Genomic DNA, 22,287 nt, shown 5'->3' with positions numbered 1-22,287 from the left:
CCTCACGGAAGACCGGCTTCGTCACGTTCGGCGTTGGAAACAGGCGTGCTGCGCTATGCTTGAAAGTTTTCATCGAAGGCAGCAGGAGAGCGGCGTGGACAAGGCAGTCATAGGCTTAGTGGGCACGGGACTGATGGGCATCGGCATCGCGACGCAAAGCGCGTTGCACGGGCATCGGACGATCGTTCATGACGTCGATCCGGCGCGCCTCGCAAGCGTTGCGCCGAAAGCGGAAGCGGTACTCGATGAACTGATCGACGCCGGACGGATCGACAAAGCCGCCAAACAGGCGGCGCTCGCGCGCATCGAGACGCACGCGGAACTCGACGTCATGGCGTCGGCGCAATTCGTGATCGAGGCGATTCCCGAGGTGCTCGAACTGAAGCATCGCTTATATGCATCGCTAGCCGCGTTGATGTCCGACGACGCGATTCTCGCGAGCAACACCAGCGGCTTTCCGCCCGACCAACTGGTTGCTCCGTTGCGCGCGAAGGCGCGTTTCCTGATCGCGCATTTCTGGAATCCGCCGCACATGATTCCGCTCGTCGAAGTGGTGCCTGGCACCGCGACTTTGCCGGAAGTGACCGAGCAGACCGCCGCGTTGATGAGCGCGATCGGCATGGAGCCGGTGGTGCTGGCCAAGGCGATTCCGGGTTTCGTCGGCAACCGGCTGCAGTTCGCGGTGTTGCGCGAGGCGCTGAACATCGTGCGTTCGGGCGCGGCCACGCCGGATGTGGTCGATCGCGTGATGAAGGCGTCGTTGGGACGCCGCTGGGGCATTGTCGGGCCGCTCGAAGGCGCGGATCTCGGCGGTCTCGATACGTTCCTCGATATCTCGACGCATCTGATGCCGGAGCTCGCCAAAGATGAAGACGTGCTCGATCTGCTGCGCGCGCAGGTCGACGCCGGACGGATCGGCGTGCGCAGCGGCACGGGCTTTTACGATTGGGACGATGCGCATCTCGCGCAGGTGAAGGAAGGGCGCAAGCGGGTGATCAGCCGCGGGTGAAGTGGGGGGGCGGGCCACCAACACCGTGGCTGCTCGCCCCCCGGCAGTGTCCACGCGACTGCGGTATAACCACCTTTCCCGACCCACCACGCCCAACCGCACCAACCATGTCCCACTACTTCTACGACCCCGCCGCCGGCCACGGTCTCCCGCATGACCCGTTCAAGGCAATCGTCGCGCCGCGGCTGATCGGCTGGATTTCGTCACGCGACACCGAAGGTACGCTGAATCTCGCGCCGTACAGCTTCTTCGGCGCGTTCGCCTCGTTTCCGCCGATCATCGGGTTTTGCAGCGAGGGCCGTAAGGATAGCGTCGCCAACATCGAAGTTACCGGCGAGTTCGTATGGAACCTCGCGAGCAAACCGCTCGCCGAGCAGATGAACCGCTCGTCGGCGCCGGTCGCACCTCACGTCGACGAATTCGAACTCGCGGGCCTCACGCCGGCGCCGGGCCGCAACGTAGCAGTGCCCCATGTCGCGGAGTCGCCGGCCGCGCTCGAGTGCAAGCTGCTGCAAGTGGTGCGTTTGCATACGCTCGACGGCACGCCGATGGACAACTATCTGTCGCTCGGCCAGGTGGTCGGCGTGCACATCAACGAAGCGTATCTGAAGGACGGTCTGTTCGACACGCACGCCGCGCAACCGATCATGCGCGCCGGCTACCGCGCGGACTATGCTGAAATTGGCGCGATGTTCCAGATGTTCCGCCCGAGCGCGTAAACTTCAAACTAGGCATCAACTATTTGAACCGCGTCGCCCAGTGCGGCGCGGCATCAACCGCATCGCGTTCGCGGAAAGCCCGGGCTCGAAAACTGGCCCGCTTGATGCTTGCAACCGGCACTCCAACGCGTCGTTTTCAAGTACCGGCTCACTCTCCAGGAGCGCGATCATGTCTACCGAATTCGCTACGCAGTTCTCGCATGTCCGTCCGCAAGACACGTCCTATGTGGATCAGGGCTTACGCGATTTTTTTCTCTACCGCGATTTAGGCATTGCCCAGGCGACCGGCGGCAAAGTGCTCGCGCAACTCGTCAAGGCGAATCACGCACCAGAGCAAGGCACCGGCTGGCACCGTCATGAGGCCGATTTCCACATTGTGATCATGCTGAAGGGCTGGGCGCGCTTCATGTATGGCGACAAGGAAACACTTGTCGCCGCCGGCGATTGCGTGCATCAGGCGCCGGGCATCGTCCATTATCTGTTCGATTATTCGGAAGATATGGAGTACATCGAGATCGTTTCGCCGGCCGATTTCAAATCGATTGAAGTCGAAGGGCCGTGCGAAGTGCCGGCTGTGACGCCCTGGAAGAGCGTCGCGGCTTGAATAGAGTAGAGCCGCCGCAGTTGCGGCGGCTCTCGTGTAACCGCCTTTAGAGGAAACAACTCATTGCGCCGCCGGCGGCCGTCGACGTGCCGAGCGCGCCGCTTGCGGTTTCGCGGCGGCGCCATTCGACACGGCAGCCACCGCAGCGTTCACGTCGACGTCCACCACCGCAGTTGCAGCCGGCGCCGCTGGGGTCACGTCTGCGGCCGTCGCCGCGGGCACAGGTTGAATCGTGCGCGCGCGCGAACTGACCAGCACCGCGCGCGGCTCGTTGTCGTAAATGACCGCGCGCACGCGTGGATAAATCTGCCGCTCCCAGCGGTGTCCATTGAACACGCCATAGTGCCCCACACCGGTTTGCACATGATGCGTCTTCAGATACGGCCGTAACTTGTCGCACATGTCCTGCGCGGCGAGCGTCTGTCCCACCGCGCAGATATCGTCTTTTTCGCCCTCTACAGTGAGTAGCGCGGTGCGCCTGATCTTCGACGGTTCGACCTTGCGTCCGTTCACTTCGAGTTCATGCAACGGCAGCGCGTGCCGCTGAAAAACCGTATCGACGGTTTCCAGATAGAAATCAGCGGTCAGATCCATCGTCGCGAAGTATTCTTCATAGAAGGTGCGAATCGTGTCGGCCTTCGCCGGATCGCCCTTGGCGCGCTCGTAGTACATGGTCTCGAACGAGTCGAGATGGCGGCCGAGATTCATCGACATGAACGCCGTGAGCTGCACGAAGCCCGGATACACGCGACGGTGCGCGCCCGCAAAACCGAACGGTACCGCGCTGATCAAATTCTGCTCGAACCATTCGATCGGCTTGCTCTTCGCCAATTCGTTGACGCGTGTCGGGTTGATGCGCGTGTCGATCGGGCCGGCCATCAGCGTCATGCTGGCGGGCTGCGCGGGGTGATCGTCGGCGGCCATCAGCGCGGCGGCGGCGAGCGCGGCGACCGTCGGCTGACACACGGCCAGCACATGCGCACCCGGTCCGATCGTTTCGATGAAGTCGATCACATGCTGCACGAATTCGTTGAAACCGAAGCGGCCCTGGCTGAGCGGCACGTCACGCGGATTGTGCCAATCGGTGATGTAGACGTCGTGCTCGGCCAGCATTGTGTGCACGGTGCCGCGCAGCAGCGTCGCGAAGTGGCCGGACATCGGCGCGATCACCAGCACGCGTGGCTGCGGAGTGGAAAGCGTGGTGTCCTTACGGAAATGCAACAGTGAGCAGAATGGCGTGTGCGCGACGACTTCCTCGACGATCGCCACCGGTTTGCCTTCCGTCACAACACTTTCGATACCGAACGGCGGTCTAACCGGCGTGAGTCCGGCGAGTGTCAAAAGATCGCAGGCCGCGCGCATCGAGCGGCCGTGCGGCGTTTCGCCGAGCGCAGGCCATGCGTCGAGCGAATGATTGACCAGAGCCGCGCCGTGCCGCATCGGCAGCATCATGTCGGCAAATGCCTGGTATGTGGGATATGCGAACAGGTTCATAACCTTCGCACGAATGCTAGAAAGGAAGGGACTCGAATAGAGGCAAGTCACGTGCCAATCAAGCATACGCGCTGCCTTATGCTAAGTGTACGTTGGCATAGCATTTGCGGCAGTTGCTGAAGCGGGCCGGAATTGCCGCGCTTTGGTGCGCCGACGCACGGCAGCGTGCATGCGCATCGTCAGGCGTCGCGCGAACGCCTCATCAGGAGGAACGTATGACGAATACCACGCTCACCATCAGCAGCAAGAATTATTCGTCGTGGTCGCTGCGCGGCTGGCTGCTGACCAGGTTCAGCGGCCTGCCTTTCGAAGAGATCGTGATGCCGATCGACGATCCCGCCGCGCGTGCCGAATTACTGCTGCTGTCGCCGTCGATTCTGGTGCCGTGTCTGTTTCACGACGGCATCAAGATCTGGGACACGCTGGCGATTGCCGAATACCTGAACGAGCTGAAGCCGGAGGCGGCGCTGTTGCCCAGGGACCTCCGCGCGCGGGCGCACTGCCGCTCGATCTGCGGCGAGATGCATTCGGGTTTTAGTTCGCTGCGCTCGGCGTTGCCGATGAACCTCAAGGCGCATTTTCCCGGCTTCAAGGTGTGGGCGCGTGCGCAATCGGATATCGACCGCATCGTAACGATCTGGAGCGAATGCCTGAAGCAGTATGGCGGCCCGTTTCTGTTCGGCGAGCGCACGGCGGCCGATGCGATGTACGCGCCGGTGGTGACGCGTTTCGTCACCTACGACGTCAAGCTCGATCCGGAGATCGTCGAATACGGACAGCGCATCATGGCGCTGCCCGAAATGCAGCAATGGATTGCCGACGCCCAGCAGGAAGTGGAAGAGATCGACGAACTGGACGTCGAGTTCTGACCACGGCACGGTGGCGCGCCACGACGAAACGAGGCGCACCGCACCGGCAACTTAGTCGCGCCCGGCTTCCAGCTTGAACACGCTGACCACCTGCGCGAGACGCGCGGCCTGATCGCGCAACTCGGCCGCCGCGAGTTCGGCCTCGCCGACGATCGTCGCATTCTGCTGGGTCGCCTCACCGATCTGGGTGACGGCGAGGTTGACCTGCTCGATGCCGCCCGATTGCTCGCGCGACGCGACGCTGATCTCGGCCATGATCGCGCGCACCTGGCCGACCTGGTGAACGATGCCCTGCATCGTCGAGCTGGCTTCTTCGGCGATCCGGAAACCGCTTTTGACGGTCGCCGTCGATTCGGCGATCAAGCCCTCGATCTCCTTCACCGACGCCGCGCTGCGCTGCGCCAGCGCGCGCACTTCCGAGGCCACCACCGCGAAGCCCTTGCCGTGCTCGCCTGCCCGCGCCGCTTCGACGGCGGCGTTCAGCGCGAGGATATTGGTCTGGAACGCGATGCCTTCGATCACGCTGGTGATTTCGGCGATCTTCTGCGACGAGCGGCTGATTTCGCCCATCGTCGACACCACGCGTTCGACGGCGCGGCCGCCTTCCAGCGCGGCGTCGGCGGCGTTCGTGACGAGCGTGTTGGCTTGTGCGGCGTGGTCGGCGTTCTGCTGCACGGTCGAGGTGATCTGCTCCATGCTGGCGGCGGTTTCTTCGAGGCTGCTCGCTTGTGTGGCGATGCGCGCGGCGATGTCGCCGCTGCCGGTGGCAATCTTTTCGGTGCCGTAAGACATGTCGGTCGATGCGCTGCGCACTTGCGAGACGATGCGCGCAAGACCTTCGCCGATGCCGTCGATCGACTGCATCAGGCGGCCGATTTCGTCGGCGCGAGCATGCGCGCCTTGCGCCACGCGCACGCTCAGGTCGCCTGCGGCGAAACGCTCGGACGCTTTGGCGGCTTCATCGAGCGGGCGGCTCACGAGGCGGCGCACAGCGATCAGGAATACCGCCGCGAACACCCCGACCAGCGCGAAACCGATCAACAGGAAGCGGTTGCGGGTAGCGGTGACGTCGGCCATCACCTCGTCGCGCGGTGCGACACCGCCCACCAGCCAGTGCCATTCCGGCACGGTGATGAACGACACGAATTTGTCGCGCGCGTCGCGCTCGCTGAGCGTCGCATCTGCCGAGCTGTATTCGAGCTGCCCTTGTTTCATCTCGAGCATCTGCTGATACGGCGCGTTGGTGTTGTCGGCGATCTGGCCGGCGGCGGCCGGATGCACGATCAGCTTGCCGCGCTCCGCGCCATTTGAAGCGTTGACCACGAAGTAATAGCCGCTGTCGCCGATCTTCAGTTTGCGAATGCCGTCTTCGACCGACTGGATTTCGCTGTCCACGTTCACGCCGACAAACAGCGCGCCGATCACCCGGCCGCCTGCGTCCGTAATCGGTCGATATTGCGTGATCAAACGTTTGCCGAAGAGTGTGGCAAGCCCGGTATAGGATTGGTTCGCGACGATCAGCGCGTACGCCGGCGCCTTGCGGTCGAGCAGGGTGCCGATCGCGCGCGAGCCGTCCTGTTTCTTCAGCGATGTCGTCACGCGCACGAAGTCGTCGCCGCTGCGCGCGAACACGGTGGCGACCGCGCCGCTGCGTTCGAGAAACTGGTCGGGGATCGAGAAGTCCATGTTCAGGACTTTGTCGCCGGCCTTGATGGTCGGCGTGGCGAGTCCGTTGATGTCGACCTTCTGGGTTTCGTCGAGCGTATAGCCGGTGGGCAGGAAGCTCGCGAACAGCGACATCGAACGATCGACTTCCGCCGATAACGCTTTGTCGAACAGCGTGATCATTGCGGCGATCGAACGGTCCTTATCGGCGATGCGTTCAAGCACCTGATCGCTGATCTGCGTGCCCGCAGTGCGAGTGAGTCCCCAGGTGAAGGCGGCGAAAATCAACGCCACGAGCGCGCAGGAAAGCATTGCCAGCCTGGCGCCCACACTGGCGCGGCGCAAAGAGAGAAGTTCCATCGGCGATTGCGGAGTAAAGGAGGAAGGGTGATGCGCTGGCCACGCGTAGGCATGGCCGGCATCGATGTCCTGTTTACGACCGCGGGGCCGGTTTTCTTTAGTTTATTGAAAGCACCGTGTAATGGACCGCAAGGATCACAACGCGGACGACGACGCGGCCAACGTGCTCCGGCGATCAGCGGCGCCCCGGCGCGCCGTGCCAGGTGCGCAGCAGCAGCGCGTTGGTGACGACGCTGACGCTCGAAAACGCCATCGCCGCGCCGGCCAGCATCGGATTCAACAGCCCGAAGGCGGCAAGCGGAATGCCGATCAGGTTATAGACGAACGCCCAGAACAGGTTCTGCTGGATCTTGCGCCAGGTCCTGCGCGAGATGTCGATGGCGTCGGCCACCAGCGCCGGATCGCCACGCATCAGCGTGATGCCGGCCGCGTGCATCGCGACGTCGGTGCCCGTGGCCATCGCGATGCCGATGTCGGCGGCGGCGAGCGCGGGGGCGTCGTTGATGCCGTCGCCGGCCATCGCGACGATGCCGGCGCTGCGGAATTTCAGATCGCGGATCACGCGGGCCTTGTCCTCCGGCAGCACTTCGGCGTGGAATTCGTCGATGCCGAGCGCCTTGGCGACGCTCGCCGCGCTGCCATGGTTGTCGCCGGTGACCAGCACGCTTTTGACACCCATCCGCGCGAGCCGCTCGATCGCGGCGCGCGCGGTCGGCTTGACGGTGTCGCCGAAGGCGATCAGCGCGAGCGCGGCGGGTGCTTGCGGATCGCGCTGCATCAGCCAGGAGACGGTGTTGCCCGCGGCTTCGAGTTCTTGCGCGCGCTCGGTGAGTCGCGACGGTAACTGGATGCCCAGTTCGTTGAGCCAGCGTGTGCTGCCGAGCGCCAGGGTATGGCCTTGAATATCGGCTTCCACGCCGCGGCCAGGCACGGCGCGCGCGGCGGTGGCGGTGACTGCCTCAGCCATCGACACAGGGGATGCCGCTACCGCAGCGAACCCGGCGCCACCGAGCGGGCTATCGCTCCGCGCCGCGGCGCCGTCATTCGCTGATGTCGCTTCAACTGCGATCTCCGCCGGCAAATCGCTTGCTCGCGCCTCTTCATCAGCCTTCACCACCGCCCGCGCCAACGGATGATCGCTATGCCGCTGCACCGCCGCGGCGAGTGCCAGCGCCTCATCGCGACCGATGCCGCCGATCGGTTCGAACGCCGTTACCGACGGTTGCCCGATCGTCAGCGTGCCGGTTTTATCGAACGCGACAACATTCACCCGATGCGCGGTTTCCAGCGCCTCGGCGTCCTTGATCAGCACGCCATGCCGCGCGGCGACGCCGGTGCCGGCCATGATTGCCGCCGGTGTCGCCAGTCCGAGCGCGCAAGGGCAGGCGATCACCAGCACCGCGACTGCGTTCAGGATCGCGGTTTCGCCGCCCGCGCCGGCGCTCAGCCAGCCCACCAGCGTCAGCGCCGCGATCGCCAGAATCGCCGGCACGAAGATCTCGCTGACCCGGTCGACCAGCCGCTGAATCGGCGCCTTTTCGGCCTGCGCGCTTTCAACGAGGCGGATGATCCGCGCCAGCGTCGTTTCCGCGCCGATCGCGGTGGTTGTCACCGCGATCGCGCCTTCGCCGTTGATCGAACCGGCGGTGACCGGATCGGCCACCTGCTTCGGCACCGGCAGGCTTTCGCCGGTAATCAGCGATTCGTCGATATGCGTGCGGCCTTCCAGCATCGCGCCGTCGACCGGCACGCGCTCGCCCGGCCGCACGATTACCACCGTGCCCACCCGCACTTGCGCGAGCGGCACCTCGCGTTCGTCCGCGCCGAGGCGAATCCGCGCGCGGTCCGGGCGCAGCGCGTTGAGCGCACGGATCGCATCGGTGGTCTGGCGCTTGGCGCGCGCTTCGAGCCATTTGCCGAAGCGCACCAGCGTGATCACCACCGCCGACGCTTCGAAATACAGATGCATCACGTCGCCCGGATGGCTTGCCAGTTGGTAGACGCTGATCCCATAAGCCGCCGACGTGCCGAGCGCCACCAGCAAGTCCATGTTCCCGGCGCCGGCCCGCACGGCACGATAGGCCGCCCGATAGAAACGCGCGCCGAAGACGAATTGCACGATGGATGCGAGCGCAAGTTGCAGCCACGGCGAAAGCATCGCGTGAAGCCCGAACCACTCGCCGACCATCGGCAGGACGAGCGGCAGCGTCAGCACGGCGGAGGCGAGCACGGCATGGAGTTCGCGACGCGTCTTGTCGCGCTTGCTGTCGGCGATGGCGGCGCTGCCGGCGGCCGGCGGCGCGTCTCGCGGGGCGATCAACGTCGCCTCGTAGCCCGCTTTCTTGACGGCTTCGATCAGCGCATCCGGGCTGGAACCTGCCTCGCTGAGATTGACGGTTGCGGTTTCGGTCGCCAGATTCACTGACACGCCCGCGACGCCCGGCACCTTCGCCAGCGCCTTCTCCACCCGCATCGCGCACGATGCGCAAGTCATGCCGCCGATCGCCAGTTCCGTGGCCTGCGGCGCTTGTGCCGCTGTGGCGGCTTGCACGCTTGCGGCGGGGGTGGCTTCATAGCCCGCTTTGCGTACGGCGTTGACGAGCGTTTCCGTAGCGACGGTCGCGTCGCTGTCGATGCTGGCTTTTTCGGTCGCGAGATTCACCGACGCGCGCGTGACGCCCGGCACTTTGGCCAACGCCTTTTCGACGCGCATCGCGCAGGACGCGCAGGTCATCCCGCCGATGTCGAGTTCGGCGGTTTTGGCGGGCGCGTCCGCGGGACGCTGGGGAGTGGCAAGTTCGGTCATGGTAGGCAAGGCTCGTGGCGGCATCGGGCCGCATCATGAACCGAGTATCGACCTTCCCATGATGGGAATGTCAAGGGCGTTTTTTATGGCTCGGGAAGGCGGCCGAACGCGCTCGATCAGAACGCCGGCGGCGCATCCAGCATGGCCTGGCCGACCGCCTGCTGTTCGTCGCTCGCGCGCGCCAGCAAGGTTTCGGCGGCACCGCGCCGGTCGGCGGCGTCCTTGTTCTGGCCGAGCTTCCATTTGCCGACCAGCCGCGTCACCTCGATCTCGAGGCCGACAATCGCGCCCAGCATCTGGGACAAATAGTCGGCCGGCGCGTCACCCATTTTCCATGGCACCGCTTCGCCAGCTTCCATCTTGCGTGTGAGCCGCGCCACCAGGCCGCGCACGAAAGCTTCGTCGTCGCGCACGACGATCCGGCCGTGCGCGTGCACGACCATATAGTTGTAAGTCGGCACCTGACGATGCGCTTCGTGCTTGCTCGGATACCAGTTCGGCGAGATATAGGCGGCGGGGCCCTGGAAGATCACGAGCGCTTCCGGGTTGGCGGCGACTTCCTGCCAGACCGGGTTCGCACGGGCGACGTGGGCGCGGAGGATGCAGTGAGCGCGCGCGGCCCCTTCGGTTCCAGCGGGGGCTGCTTCCCTGATGTTCCCTACAGGGACTAGCTGCGCGTCGAAAGGCAGATGGTTCGCATCGAGCCCGTTCGGCCCATTTGTAATCAGCGTGCCGAACGGCCGGTCGGCGATCAGGCGATGGAGAACCTCTGGACGGTTCTCTTCAAAATGGGCAGGCATATACATGAAACGCTCCGGATGCAAAAAGGGCGGCGAATGGTCGAGAACGGCGGCCGGCCAAAGGAGAGCGTAAGCGACGCGTCGTAAAAACGGTCAGCCGTACCGCAAATGAACCCCGCGCGCTTCGCTTATTACAAAGCTCAATTCTTGCCTTTGCGCTTGCCTGGTAAGTAAGGATACGATACAACCCGATGTTGCCGGCATGGCGACCCCAGACTGTCCGCGCTTGGCTTGGGGAGGCCACGCAAGCAGGTTCCGCTGCACACCGACGTATCCCCTGGACCGCGCGTTCCGCCACCTGAACGAATGATAAAAAATCGCCGAGAACTGTTTTCGCTTCACTGGACCTGCGCATCGCTCGCAGGCCTCGCATTTCTGGCCGGTTGCGCGTCGACACCGTCCGCCACGCAAAAAACGACCGGCTGGATCAAGGACGAAGTCGCCGATTCGTACGTATTCGGCTATCCGCTGGTGCTGATGGGCGTCGCGCGCGATGCGGCGGTCGGCACCGATCCGGGCCAGGCGCCGATCAATACGCTGCGTCATGCACAGGCCTTGCCGCCGGTCGGCAGCGCCAATCCGCCGCAGCCAGGCCTCGACACGCTCGATTCGACCGGCTGGCTGGACGTCGGCGCCGAGCCGGTGATCGTCTCGTTGCCCGATTCGCACGGCCGCTACGTCGACGCCCGCGTGCTCGATATGTGGACCAACGTGGTCTGGTCGACCGGAACGCAATTCGCCACGCGCGCAGCGGGCATCAAGGCGCAAACGATTGCGTTCGTCGGTCCGGGCTGGCAGGGCGATCTGCCCAGGGGTGTCACGCGCATCGATGTGCCGACCCGCAACGCATGGGTGAGCGTGCGCATTCAGTCGAACGGCACGCGCGACCTGACGGCGGTGCGCAAGCTGCAACGCGCGATCCGCGTGGCGCCGCTGAGCGTCTATGCCGGCGACACGCGCTCGGCGTCGATTACGCCGCCGCGCAGCAACGCTGCCGATGCCGCCGCCGCGGCAGCGTCCGGTACGCCGGCCGCGCAGGTTGCCGGGCTCGACGCGAACGGTTTCTTCAGCCGGCTTGCACAGGCGTTGCCGGACAATCCGCCGACACCGGCCGATCCGCATGCATTGAAAATCCTCTCCGACCTTGGCGTGAAGCCCGGCGAGTCGGTGACGCTGCCGAGCGCCACCGAGGCGATCGCCACGGGTCTCACCGACGGCCACGAGCGCGTCGTCACGCCGCCTTCCAATGTGCTGACCGGCAACGGCTGGAGCTGGTTCGGCGACGGCGTGGGCAACTACGGTCCCGACTATTCGATGCGCGCTTACGCCGCCTATGCGCAACCGGGCATCGGCACGAGAGACGACGAAGTGCGCGCTGTCGTCACGCAGGATAGCGACGGTCGTACGCTCAACGGCGGGAACCGCTACGTGATCCACTTCGCGCCGAACCAGTTGCCGCCAGCGCGCGGCTTCTGGTCGATCACCGCCTATACCAAAGACGGCGCGCTCGGCGAAAGCGCACCGGCGCGTCTGGCCGTCGGCGATCGCAATGGCGCGCGCCGCAATCGCGACGGCTCGCTCGACGTGACGGTGTCGTCGGCGCGCGGCAAGAGCGGCAACTGGCTGCCGGCGCCGCGCGCCGATCTGCAACTGGTGCTGCGTCTGTACGCACCGAAGCCGCAAGCCACCGACGGCAGCTGGCAACCGCCGGCCGTTGTACGGCAGTGATATGACGGCCATCCATGAGCGATGCATAAGCACGCGCGTGTCCGTTGCCTGGCGCAGCGGGCACGCGATGCCGTATCGCGGATGATTGTGTAAGTCACGGCTTACATTTCTATCCCACGCAAGATTCACGACTTATACTGCCGCTTGCGGGATTTTCGTTTTCGCGGCGGGCTTGCCGCCGCATTACCCAAGACCGAGCATGGCAAGCCTCGATAAAGCAACACTGGCATCTTCCATGCAGGCCGTGCGCGACGTCGCGCAGTCACGCCGTATCCGGCGTGTCATTACCGGTCTGCTGATCTTCCTCGTCGTGTTTGGCCTGCTAGGCTTTTTTGCGGCGCCGCCGCTGATTCGCCACATCGCCGAACAGCAACTCAGCAAGCAACTCGACCGGCCTGCAACGATCGGGCGCATCGCGCTCAATCCGTACACGCTCAAGCTCGAAGCCGATAGCGTGCATATCGGCGAGCGTGGCGGCGCGGGCGATTTCGTCGATATCTCGCGGCTCATCGTGCGGCCGTCGTGGAGTTCGCTGTTTCGCGCGGCACCGATCATCGACGAAGTGCAGCTCGATTCGCCGCGCTTTCATATCGTTCGCTACGATGCGCAGCGCTTCAATTTCACCGATCTGATCGAGAAGTTCGCGAGCCAGCCGTCCCAGCCCGCCAGCAAGCCGACGCTCTTCTCCGTGTCGAACATCCGGCTCGAAAACGGCCAGATTACTTTCGACGACAAGCTGCTCGGCGCCACCCACGTGATCGATCAATGGAAGCTCGGCATTCCGTTCATCGCAACGCTGCCTTCGAAAACCAATATCTTTGTCGAGCCGCTGCTGCGTGCGCGGATCGACGGCAGTCCGCTCGCCATCGACGGCAAGACCAAGCCGTTTGCGGCATCGCGCGAATCGGAAGTGTCGCTGCGCTTTGACGGGCTCGATGTGCCGCGCCTCATCTCCTACCTGCCGACCAGGTTGCCGGTGATCGTGCAGAGCGGCAAGCTGTCCACCGATCTCAAGCTCAACTTCGTGGTCTCCAACGACGAGCCGTCACTGCGCGTGGCGGGCACGGTCGATATGAGCGATGTGGATGTGAGGGATCAGAGCAAGGCGCCGTTCTTCGCGGCGCGTGCGCTGCATGTGGCCGCTGCGACGCTCGAGCCGTTAAAGAGCGTGTATCACTTCGACGATATCCGCATCGACGCGCCTAGCGCCAATCTTGCGCGTGATAAGGCGGGTGTGCTGAGTGTCGAGCGGATGTTCGCATCTGCACCGGCTGCTGAGGCTTCCGCACCTGCGGCTGCTTCCGCACCTGCGGCTGCTTCCGCACCTGCGGCTGCTTCCGCATCCGCGCCCGCCACGGCGAAGAATCCGGCGAGCGCGCCGGTTGCGGCATCCGGCGCAGCCGCTACGGAAAAAGCCGCACCGCCTTTGGACCTGTCGATCAAACGCTTTGTGCTCAACGACGGCACGGTGAATGTGCACGACGAAGCGGCCTCGCGACCGGTCGACCTCGGCCTGCAAAAACTGGCCGTTACGTTGACGGATTTCTCGACGCTCGCCGCGGCGCCCGCGCATTACACGGTGAACACCGCCTTCAAGGACGCCGCCGGTTCGCTCGGCGCGGCGGGCGCGTTCGGCCTCGTCGCGAAGACTGCCAGCGCGAAGCTCGACCTGAAGTCGCTGCCGTTGCCGCTGCTGCAACCGTATCTCGACACCGCGACCGCGGCGCAAGTTGTCGACGGCGCGCTGTCCGCGACGGCGGACATCGGCGCGAACTGGTCGAAGTCGCCGGCGGCGGTGATGGTCTCCGATACGCAACTGGATCTGCAATCGCTGAAACTCGCGGCGCGTGGCAGCAAGGAACCGGTCGTCTCGCTCGCGCAAGGCCGCGTGACGGTCAAGCAGGTCGACGTGGCGGGCCGCAGCGCCGATATCACCGGCGTCGACACGACCGGCCTGGTGGTCAATGCGCAGCGTCTGAAGGACGGCAGCATCGACCTCGCCGCGCTTGCCGGCCCGCATCAATCCGAGCAGCAACGCACGGCGATTCACGCGGTGAAGAAGGCAGAGGAGCAAGGGCCCGCGTGGCACTACAAGATCGGCGAGCTCAACCTGAAAGACGCGACCGCCAATTTCACGGACAACACCACGCCGCAACCGGTCAAGCTGAGCGTCACGCCGCTGCAACTCAAAGTGCAGCAGATCAGCGATGACCTGAGCCGCCCGCTGCCGATCGATCTGCAAGCGACGCTGAACAGGAACGGCACGCTCGGCGTGACCGGCAATGTCACGGCGACGCCGCTCAAACTCGCGTTGAAGGTGAACGCGAACCGGCTCGACGCGGCGGCGTTCGAACCGTACTTCGGCAGCAAGCTGAACGCGTTGATCGCGAGCGCGTTGCTCAACGCGAACGGCGACCTTGCGCTGACCCAGGCGAAGGCGCTGAAAGCGACGTACCGCGGCGATATGGCGCTGGTCGACGTGCGGATGCTCGACAAGGCCACGTCGGACCCGTTCGCCGGCTGGGGTTCGCTCGCGCTGACCAACCTGAAAGCCGACTACGACGATCGCGGCACCGTTGTCGACGCGGGGCGCGTGACCCTCACGAAGTTCTATGGCCGCGTGCTGCTCAACGCGCAAGGCAAGCTCAACCTGAGCGACGTAGTCGCGCACGAAAGCGGCGCGGCACAGTCGCTGACGCGCGACAAGAGCGCTGCCGAGCCGGTGCCGTTGACGCCGCAAGCCGCATCGGCGCCCGAGGTAGCGTCCGCGCCGGTGCCGGCATCGGCGGCTACACCGGCCACCGTGACCGCCGCCACGCCGCCGCAGAACCCCGTCAAGCTGCATTTCGGCCAACTGGTGCTGCAACAGGGCCGCGTGACCTACACCGACAACTTCGTCAAACCGAACTTCACCGCGAACCTGGTCGCGATTCAAGGCACGGTCGGCGCGTTCGGCACGCAATCGACCACGGCGGCGCCCGTCGACATCGCCGCAAAGCTGGCGGCCAACGGCCCGCTGTCGATTCGCGGCACGGTCAATCCGCTGATCGCCAAACCGGCGCTCGATCTGACTGCCACCGCCCACGATATCGAGCTAACCAACCTCACGCCGTATTCGGCGAAATACGCCGGGTATCCGATTACCAAGGGCAAGCTGAACGTCGATCTGCACTACAAGCTCGACAACGATCAGTTGAACGCGAACAACCACCTGTTCATCGATCAACTGACGTTCGGCGATCACGTCGAGAACGATACGGCGACCAAGTTGCCGGTGCGTCTCGCAATCTCGCTGCTGAAAAACTCGCGCGGCGAAATCGACGTGAATCTGCCGGTGTCGGGCTCGTTGTCGAATCCTGAGTTCAGCATCGGCGGGCTGATCTGGCATGCGGTGCTGAATCTGTTGCAAAAGGCCGTAACCGCGCCGTTCTCGCTGATCGCCAACGCATTCGGCGGTGGTGGCGGCGAGGAATTGGGCTATGTCGAGTTCGATCCGGGTTCGGCGAAACTCTCCGACGCCGGTGAAAAAAAACTCGATACGATCGTGAAGGCCCTGGCCGACAAGACCTCGATTCGTATCGACCTGATCGGCCGCGTCGATCCTGCTGTCGACGAACCAGGCTTGCGTGACCGTTATGTCGAGCGGGTGGTCAAGCAGCAGAAGATCAAGGACGTGGTGGGCAATGGCGAGAGCGTGGATTTGTCGACCGTCACCGTCGATCCGAAGGAATACGACAAGTACCTGACCAGGGCCTACAAGGCGGCCGACTTCAAGAAGCCGCGCAACTTTGTCGGCTTGACCAAGAGCCTGCCCGACGACGAAATGAAGAGCGCGCTGGCCGCCAACGCACCGATCGACGATGCTAGCCTGCGTAATCTTGCGCAAGAACGGGCGCAAAGCGTGCAGCAGTATTTCGAAGGCAAGATCGACAGCAGCCGCGTGTTTGTCGTCGCGCCGAAACTGAATGCTGAAGGTATCAAGGACAAGGGCGCGACGACGCGGGTGGACTTCGGCTTGAAGTGATGCGTTGTGGACCGCACGCCTATGCTATTGCAAAGGCGTGCGGTCAAGCGGCGCGCGTTGGCGCTTTCAACGCCGTCTGCTCGATCACACGAGCGAGCGTGTCGAATGCCGGGCCGATCTTTTCATTCGCCACACACGCGTAACCCAGCAGCAACCCGCGCCGTGCGGGCGTTTCGCTGCTGTAGTAACTCGCGAGCGGCCGCACGATCACGCCGGCATCATAAGCGGCCGCCGTTACCGCGCGATCGTTCGCATGATCGGGCAAGCCGAGCACCAGGTGCAAACCGGCCTCGTCGCCCATTACCGGCAATTCGTCGCCGAAACGCGCGGTGATCGCATCGATCAGAATCTGCCGCCGCTCGCCGTACAGCGCTCGCATGCGCCGCACGTGCGACGTGAGATGGCCGTCCATGATGAAATCGGTCATCACCGCCTGCTGCATCAACTGCCCCTCGCGATACAACTCGGCAACGCCCGTGCGAAACGTATCCACCAGATGCTCCGGCGCGATCATGTAGCCGATCCGCAAACCTGGAAACAGCATCTTCCCCAGACTGCCGACGTAGATCACCTGGCCGGCGTCATCGAGTCCTTGCAGCGACGCTAGCGGACGGCTGCCGTAGCGGAACTCGCTGTCGTAGTCGTCTTCGATGATCCACACGTTGTGCTGGCGCGCGTATTCGAGCAGCGTGCGGCGGCGCGCGAGACTCATCACCATGCCGAGCGGATACTGATGCGACGGCGTGACCAGCGCCAAACGCGGCGGCTGCTGCAGATCCTGCTCGCGCGGATTGAGCCCTTCGTCGTCGACCGGCACGGGTACTAGCGTAATCCCCGACGATTGCAGCACGCTGCGCGCGCCCCAATAGCACGGCTCTTCGACCCAGGCGCGATCGCCGACATCGGTCAGCAAACGCACCGCCAGATCGATCGACTGATGAATGCCCGTCGTGATGATGATCTGGTCCGGCGTGCAATTCACCGAGCGCGCGACCCGCAGGTAATCCGACAGCGCGCGCCGCAGCGGCCGGTAGCCGCCGCCGGGCGCATAGGTCAGCAGATCGGGATTGGCTTCCTTCCACAACCTTGCCTGCAAGCGGCTCCACGTGCGCGCCGGGAATTCGGAGACGTCGGGTACACCCGGCATGAAAGCGCCCCATTGTTTGGCTGACACGCCGGCCTGATCGATCAGCCTTCGTCCGCGGGTCGAGAGGTCGTCGAGCTCGCGTTTCGGCGGCTTCGCAGCCGCGGCCGACGCCGCTGCCGCTGGATTGCCCTCCAGGTCGACACTCGCCACCGGCTTCTTGCGCGCATTTACCGCGGCGCTGTCCGGCCGCGTATCGGCGACATAGGTACCGCTGCCGGTGGTCGAGATCACGTAGCCTTCGGCCGTCAACTGGTCGTAGACGTGCAGTACCGTATTGCGTGCGATGCCGAGGTCCGCGGCGAGCGTGCGCGAGCTCGGCAGTTTGGTGCCGGGCGGCAGTTGGCCGGTCAGGATGGCTTGCTGCATCAGCCGCAGCGTTTGCCTGTAGACCGGTTCGGCGGCCGTGCGGTCGAGCCGCGCGGCAAGCCAATCCGACAAGATCACGGTGTCCAAGTGGTTCTATCCGGAATAATGAAATGGTTCCATATTGTAGAACCGTAAGGGACTATAGTGAGCCACGCAATTGTTGCAATCCCTCTGTTTTGAAGAGGGAGCCAGCCGGAACGCAGAGGAGACTAGTGCGATGAAAACCGATGACGTGATCGTCAGCTTTCGGGGTGTGCGCAAGACATATGACGGCGAAACGCTGGTCGTCAAACAGCTCGATCTGGATATCTATCAGGGCGAATTCCTGACGTTGCTCGGGCCGTCAGGCTCCGGCAAAACCACTTGTCTGATGATGCTGGCGGGTTTCGAATTCCCCACCGGCGGCGAAATCTGGCTGGACGGCACGTTGCTCAATACCGTGCCGCCGCATAAGCGCAACATCGGCATGGTGTTTCAGAACTACGCGCTGTTTCCGCATTTGACGGTCGAACAGAACGTCGCGTATCCGCTTACCGTACGCAAACTTTCGGCCGAAGAACGGGCGCATCGTGTCGATAACGCGCTGAAGATGGTGCGCATGGAGAGCTTCGCAAAGCGTTATCCGGCGCAGCTTTCCGGCGGTCAGCAGCAACGTATTGCGCTGGCGCGGGCGCTCGTGTTCGAACCGAAGCTCGTGCTGATGGACGAGCCGCTCGGCGCACTGGACAAACAGTTGCGCGAACACATGCAGTACGAACTTAAATCATTGCACGAGAAGCTCGGCGTCACATTCGTGTACGTCACGCACGATCAGGGCGAGGCGTTGACCATGTCCGATCGCGTCGCCGTGTTCGACAAAGGCATCGTGCAGCAACTCGACACCGTGGACCGTCTGTACGAGTCGCCGTGCAACGAGTTCGTCGCGAACTTCATCGGCGACAGCAACAAGCTGCGCGGCACGATCGCGAACGTCGACGGCGAGTACTGCGAGTTTCATCTGATTGACGGCACGCGGCTCACGGGCCGCAATATCGGTGGCGCGCGGGCGGGTACGGCGGCGGTTGCCTGTATCCGGCCCGAGCGCATGAAGCTCGCGAACGGCGTGTCGCGGCCCGGCGCCAACGCGCTAAGCGGCGAGGCGCGCGGGTTGATCTATTTCGGCGACCACGTGCGCATGCGTTGTGGTCTGCCGGAACAGGACGAGTGCTTCGTCAAGGTGCCGCTCGGCACGGAATTGCTCGATACCTTCGCGCCCGGCGCACCGGTCGCGCTGGAGTTCGCGCCAGAGCATCTGCGGGTGTTCGCAGGGGCGTGAACGCGTTTGACGCGTGGGTAGTTCAACGCAGGCAGGTCGCATAAGCAGCACAAAAAAAGTCGCACTGTATTTAGCTGAAAGTACACCACCAAAGGAGAGCAACACACCATGAGCAAGATCGGGAAATCGCGCTGCGCCATCGCTGTCGGTGCTGTGGCGCTCGCGCTGGGCGCCGCGCAGGCCAATGCAGCAGAACTGACGGTCGTCAATTTCGGCGGCGCGAATGGCGACGCGCAAAAGGTCGCATTCAACCAGCCGTTCGAATCGCAAACCGGCAATAAGGTGACCGCCGTCGAATACAACGGTGAGCAGGCCAAAGTGAAAGCGATGGTCGAAGCGAAGCACGTGAACTGGGACGTGGTGGAAGTCGAATCCGGCGACATCGGCCGTGGCTGTGATGAAGGGTTGTACGAGAAGCTCGACTGGTCGAAGATCGGCAAGAAGTCGGATCTGATTCCGGAAGCGCCGCAAACCTGCGGCGTGGGGTTCTTCGTGTGGTCGACGGCACTCGCTTATAACGCCGACAAGCTGAAAACCGCGCCGACCGGCTGGGCTGACTTCTGGGACGTGAAGAAATTCCCGGGCAAGCGCGCAATGCGCAAGGGCGCGCGCTACAACCTCGAATTCGCGCTGATGGCCGACGGCGTTGCGCCGAAGGATGTCTATAAGGTGCTCGCCACCAAGGAAGGCCAGGACCGCGCATTCAAGAAACTCGACGAACTGAAGCCGAATATCCAGTGGTGGGAAGCGGGCGCGCAGCCGCCGCAGTTCCTCGTGGCGGGTGACGTGGTGATGTCTACCGCGTACAACGGCCGCATCGACGCCGCGCAGAAGGAAGGCAAGAACCTCAAGGTGGTGTGGAACGGCAGTATTTACGACCTCGACTACTGGGGGATTCCGAAGGGCACGCCGAACAAGGCGCTAGCGGAAAAGTACATCGCCTATTCGATTTCGGCGAAGCCGCAGCAGGACTACGCGCACCACATCGCGTACGGTCCGGTGAACGTGACGGCGATCAAGGCGCTCGATGCGAAGACGCTCGCCAATCTGCCGAACTCGCCGGCCAACGGCAAGAACGCGGTGCTGCAGAACCTCGCGTTCTGGACCGACCATGGCGATGAGCTGGAGCAGCGTTTTTCGTCGTGGGCTTCGAAGTAATTAGGTGAAGGCGCGGCTTGCTTAATCAAGCCGCGCCTTATCGACAGAGGGGACGGGTGTGACTACGATGACGATCGCCGCCGATACGACGCCTGAGTCGAGCGGCAGACTCAAGCGCGAACTGAAGGCCGCCGAAGCTAAAAAGCGCGCAATGGCGCTGCTGCTGATCGCGCCGCTCGCAATTTTCCTGCTGCTGATTTTTGTCGTGCCGATCGGCGCGCTGTTGACGCGCGCCGCGCAGAATCCGGAAGTGGTCAACGCATTGCCGCATACGCTGAGCACATTGAGTGGCTGGGATCGCAAAACGCCGCCTCCCGACGCCGCCTACGCCGCATTGGCCGTAGACCTCACCGCGATCGCGGACAGCGACGGTATGGGTGCGCTCGCACGGCGCCTGAACGTCGAGATTCCGGGCTATCGCTCGCTTGTCGCAAAATCGGCCCGCGCCATGCCGTTCGCCGACGACAACAGCAAGCCGTTGACGCTCACGCCGGCCCAGGTTCACGCGAAGTTCGTCGAACTCGACGAACGCTGGAACGACGTCGCTTACTGGCAGGCTATCGCGAAGAACTCAGGCGCGTACTCGCCGTTTTATCTGCTGGCTTCGTTAGACCATAAGCAGGACGCGTTCGGTCACATTATTCCGACCGATCCCGACCAACAGATCTATCTCGCCGTGTTCAGCCGCACCTTTGTGATCGGCGCGGCCGTCACAATTTTCGCGCTGCTGCTCGGTTACCCGCTTGCGTATTGGATCTCCACGCTCTCCGACCGTCGCGCGAATCTGGTGATGATTCTCGTGCTGATTCCGTTCTGGACCTCGATCCTCGTGCGCGTCGCGGCATGGATCGTGATTCTGCAAAGCGAGGGACTGGTGAACAAGGCGCTGATCGGCAGTGGGCTGCTGCATGATCCGCTGTCGCTGCTGTTCAATCGCACCGGCGTCTACATCTCGATGACGCATATCTTGTTGCCGTTCATGATCCTGCCGCTGTACAGCGTGATGAAGTCGATCCCGCCGACCTACCAGCGCGCCGCGATCTCGCTCGGCAGCCACCCGTTCGCCGCGTTCTGGCGCGTGTATGTGCCGCAGACCTATCCGGGCATCGGCGCCGGCGCGTTGCTGGTGTTCATTCTGGCGATCGGCTACTACATCACGCCCGCGCTGCTCGGCGGACCGAATGATCAGATGGTCAGCTACTACGTCGCGTACTTCACCAACGTGACGATCAACTGGGGCATGGCGTGTGCGCTCGGCGGCTTGCTGCTCGCCGCGACGCTCGTGCTGTATGTCATCTACGGACGCTTTACGCGTTCGTCCCTGAGCCTCGGCTGATCGCCTGAACGGAGCTTACCCGCGATGAAACTTGCCAAGCCCTTGTTTGCGCCGCATACGTCCCTGATTGAACGCGTGTGGTACTTCGCGTTGCGCGCGCTTGCCGTGCTCACGCTGCTGTATCTGATCCTGCCGGTACTGGCGATCGTCCCGTTGTCGTTTTCGTCGAGCACGTTTCTCGTGTATCCGATTCCGGGCTGGTCGCTGCGCTGGTATGAGAATCTGATTGGGTCTAGTGAATGGCGTATGGCGGCTAAGAACAGTTTCATCGTGGCGCCGTCGGCGACTGTCGTGGCGACTGTACTCGGCACGCTGGCGGCAATCGGCCTGACCAAAGCGAACTTCCGCGGCAAGGCGCTGCTGATGGCGATTCTGATTTCGCCGATGATCGTGCCGGTGGTGGTGGTCGGCGTCGGCATGTATCTGTTTTTTGCGCCGCTTGGATTGGCGAATACGTATATCGGGCTGATTCTCGCGCATGCGTCGCTGGGTGTGCCGTTCGTCGTGACGACGGTGGCGGCGACGTTGCAAGGTTTTAACTACAACCTGGTGCGCGCGAGTTTGTCGCTGGGTGCGAATCCGGTGAAGACGTTCTTCCGCATCACGTTGCCGGTGATCGCGCCGGGGGTGATTTCGGGTGCGCTGTTCGCGTTTGCTACCTCGTTTGACGAAGTCGTCGTGACGCTATTCCTCGCCGGTGCGGATCAGACGACCTTGCCGCGTCAGATGTTTACCGGTATTCGCGAAAACATCAGTCCGACTATTGCGGCGCTGGCGACGATTCTGATTGTGTTTTCCACCTGTCTGTTGCTCGCGTTGGAATGGCTGCGTGGGCGCAATGCGGCGCGGGCGGTGGCGGCGTAACGTGATTGTGGAGGCGCGGGATG

Annotated in this window: 15 protein-coding genes; 10 read left to right on the top strand and 5 right to left on the bottom strand. The window is 63.6% G+C overall.

Translation table 11 applies throughout. The features are described from left to right. The first annotated feature begins 55 nt into the window (after positions 1-55). The 3 genes from AC3WOG_RS35150 (at position 56) to AC3WOG_RS35140 (ending at position 2,332) form a co-directional block, all read left to right on the top strand. On the top strand, positions 56-1,009 hold the full coding sequence (locus AC3WOG_RS35150; RefSeq protein ID WP_492582311.1) for a 3-hydroxyacyl-CoA dehydrogenase family protein: 954 nt from the start codon (positions 56-58) through the stop codon (positions 1,007-1,009). A gap of 107 nt (positions 1,010-1,116) precedes the next feature. Continuing rightward, positions 1,117-1,728: a flavin reductase family protein gene (locus tag AC3WOG_RS35145; RefSeq protein ID WP_492582310.1), complete on the top strand. Its 612-nt coding sequence runs from the start codon at positions 1,117-1,119 to the stop codon at positions 1,726-1,728. 169 nt (positions 1,729-1,897) lie between these two features. Continuing rightward, complete coding sequence (locus tag AC3WOG_RS35140) at positions 1,898-2,332, top strand: cupin domain-containing protein (RefSeq protein WP_492582309.1); 435 nt, start codon at positions 1,898-1,900, stop codon at positions 2,330-2,332. A gap of 60 nt (positions 2,333-2,392) precedes the next feature. On the opposite strand, the gene AC3WOG_RS35135 is transcribed toward AC3WOG_RS35140, so the two are convergent. Beyond that, the gene (locus tag AC3WOG_RS35135; RefSeq protein WP_492582308.1) at positions 2,393-3,826 is read right to left on the bottom strand and encodes a polyhydroxyalkanoate depolymerase; all 1,434 of its coding nucleotides are present in this window, start codon (positions 3,824-3,826) and stop codon (positions 2,393-2,395) included. Positions 3,827-4,041: 215 nt separating this feature from the next. Between AC3WOG_RS35135 and AC3WOG_RS35130 the strand changes: the two genes are divergently transcribed. Beyond that, a complete protein-coding gene (locus AC3WOG_RS35130; RefSeq protein ID WP_492582307.1) occupies positions 4,042-4,695 on the top strand; it encodes a glutathione S-transferase family protein in 654 nt (217 codons plus the stop codon). Between the two features lie 51 nt (positions 4,696-4,746). Here AC3WOG_RS35130 and AC3WOG_RS35125 read toward each other — a convergent pair whose 3' ends face one another. From AC3WOG_RS35125 to AC3WOG_RS35115, 3 genes are all read right to left on the bottom strand, one after another. Then, positions 4,747-6,720, bottom strand: a complete 1,974-nt coding sequence (locus AC3WOG_RS35125; RefSeq protein WP_492582306.1) for a methyl-accepting chemotaxis protein — start codon at positions 6,718-6,720, stop codon at positions 4,747-4,749. A gap of 175 nt (positions 6,721-6,895) precedes the next feature. Then, positions 6,896-9,526, bottom strand: coding sequence for a heavy metal translocating P-type ATPase (locus tag AC3WOG_RS35120; RefSeq protein ID WP_492582305.1), 2,631 nt, complete (start codon positions 9,524-9,526; stop codon positions 6,896-6,898). Positions 9,527-9,642: 116 nt separating this feature from the next. Further along, positions 9,643-10,332: an FMN-binding negative transcriptional regulator gene (locus AC3WOG_RS35115; RefSeq protein ID WP_492582304.1), complete on the bottom strand. Its 690-nt coding sequence runs from the start codon at positions 10,330-10,332 to the stop codon at positions 9,643-9,645. Positions 10,333-10,632: 300 nt separating this feature from the next. Here AC3WOG_RS35115 and AC3WOG_RS35110 point away from each other — a divergent pair, with 300 nt between their 5' ends. Together AC3WOG_RS35110 and AC3WOG_RS35105 are read left to right on the top strand one after the other, a co-directional pair. After that, positions 10,633-12,054: a DUF1254 domain-containing protein gene (locus tag AC3WOG_RS35110; RefSeq protein ID WP_492582303.1), complete on the top strand. Its 1,422-nt coding sequence runs from the start codon at positions 10,633-10,635 to the stop codon at positions 12,052-12,054. A 199-nt stretch (positions 12,055-12,253) separates the two neighbouring features. Further along, positions 12,254-16,078 (top strand): DUF748 domain-containing protein, encoded by a 3,825-nt coding sequence (locus AC3WOG_RS35105; protein ID WP_492582302.1) that lies wholly within the window; start codon positions 12,254-12,256, stop codon positions 16,076-16,078. A 43-nt stretch (positions 16,079-16,121) separates the two neighbouring features. Here the strand turns inward: AC3WOG_RS35105 and pdxR are convergent, their stop codons facing one another. Then, positions 16,122-17,678, bottom strand: coding sequence for a MocR-like pyridoxine biosynthesis transcription factor PdxR (gene pdxR / locus AC3WOG_RS35100; RefSeq protein ID WP_492582301.1), 1,557 nt, complete (start codon positions 17,676-17,678; stop codon positions 16,122-16,124). Between the two features lie 130 nt (positions 17,679-17,808). Here pdxR and AC3WOG_RS35095 point away from each other — a divergent pair, with 130 nt between their 5' ends. The 4 genes from AC3WOG_RS35095 to AC3WOG_RS35080 all read left to right on the top strand — a co-directional run bounded on the left by AC3WOG_RS35095 (position 17,809) and on the right by AC3WOG_RS35080 (position 22,264). Continuing rightward, positions 17,809-18,906, top strand: a complete 1,098-nt coding sequence (locus AC3WOG_RS35095; RefSeq protein WP_492582300.1) for an ABC transporter ATP-binding protein — start codon at positions 17,809-17,811, stop codon at positions 18,904-18,906. Positions 18,907-19,014: 108 nt separating this feature from the next. Further along, the gene (locus AC3WOG_RS35090) at positions 19,015-20,064 is read left to right on the top strand and encodes an ABC transporter substrate-binding protein (RefSeq protein ID WP_492582299.1); all 1,050 of its coding nucleotides are present in this window, start codon (positions 19,015-19,017) and stop codon (positions 20,062-20,064) included. Positions 20,065-20,131: 67 nt separating this feature from the next. After that, on the top strand, positions 20,132-21,400 hold the full coding sequence (locus tag AC3WOG_RS35085) for an ABC transporter permease (protein WP_492582555.1): 1,269 nt from the start codon (positions 20,132-20,134) through the stop codon (positions 21,398-21,400). Positions 21,401-21,424: 24 nt separating this feature from the next. Next, on the top strand, positions 21,425-22,264 hold the full coding sequence (locus tag AC3WOG_RS35080; RefSeq protein ID WP_492582298.1) for an ABC transporter permease: 840 nt from the start codon (positions 21,425-21,427) through the stop codon (positions 22,262-22,264). The last annotated feature ends 23 nt before the right edge of the window (positions 22,265-22,287 follow it).

The sequence above is a fragment of the Paraburkholderia sp. FW306-02-B genome (assembly GCF_058782725.1).
Note: the sequence above shows the minus strand (reverse complement) of the source record. Positions and strands in the feature narration are given on the sequence as shown.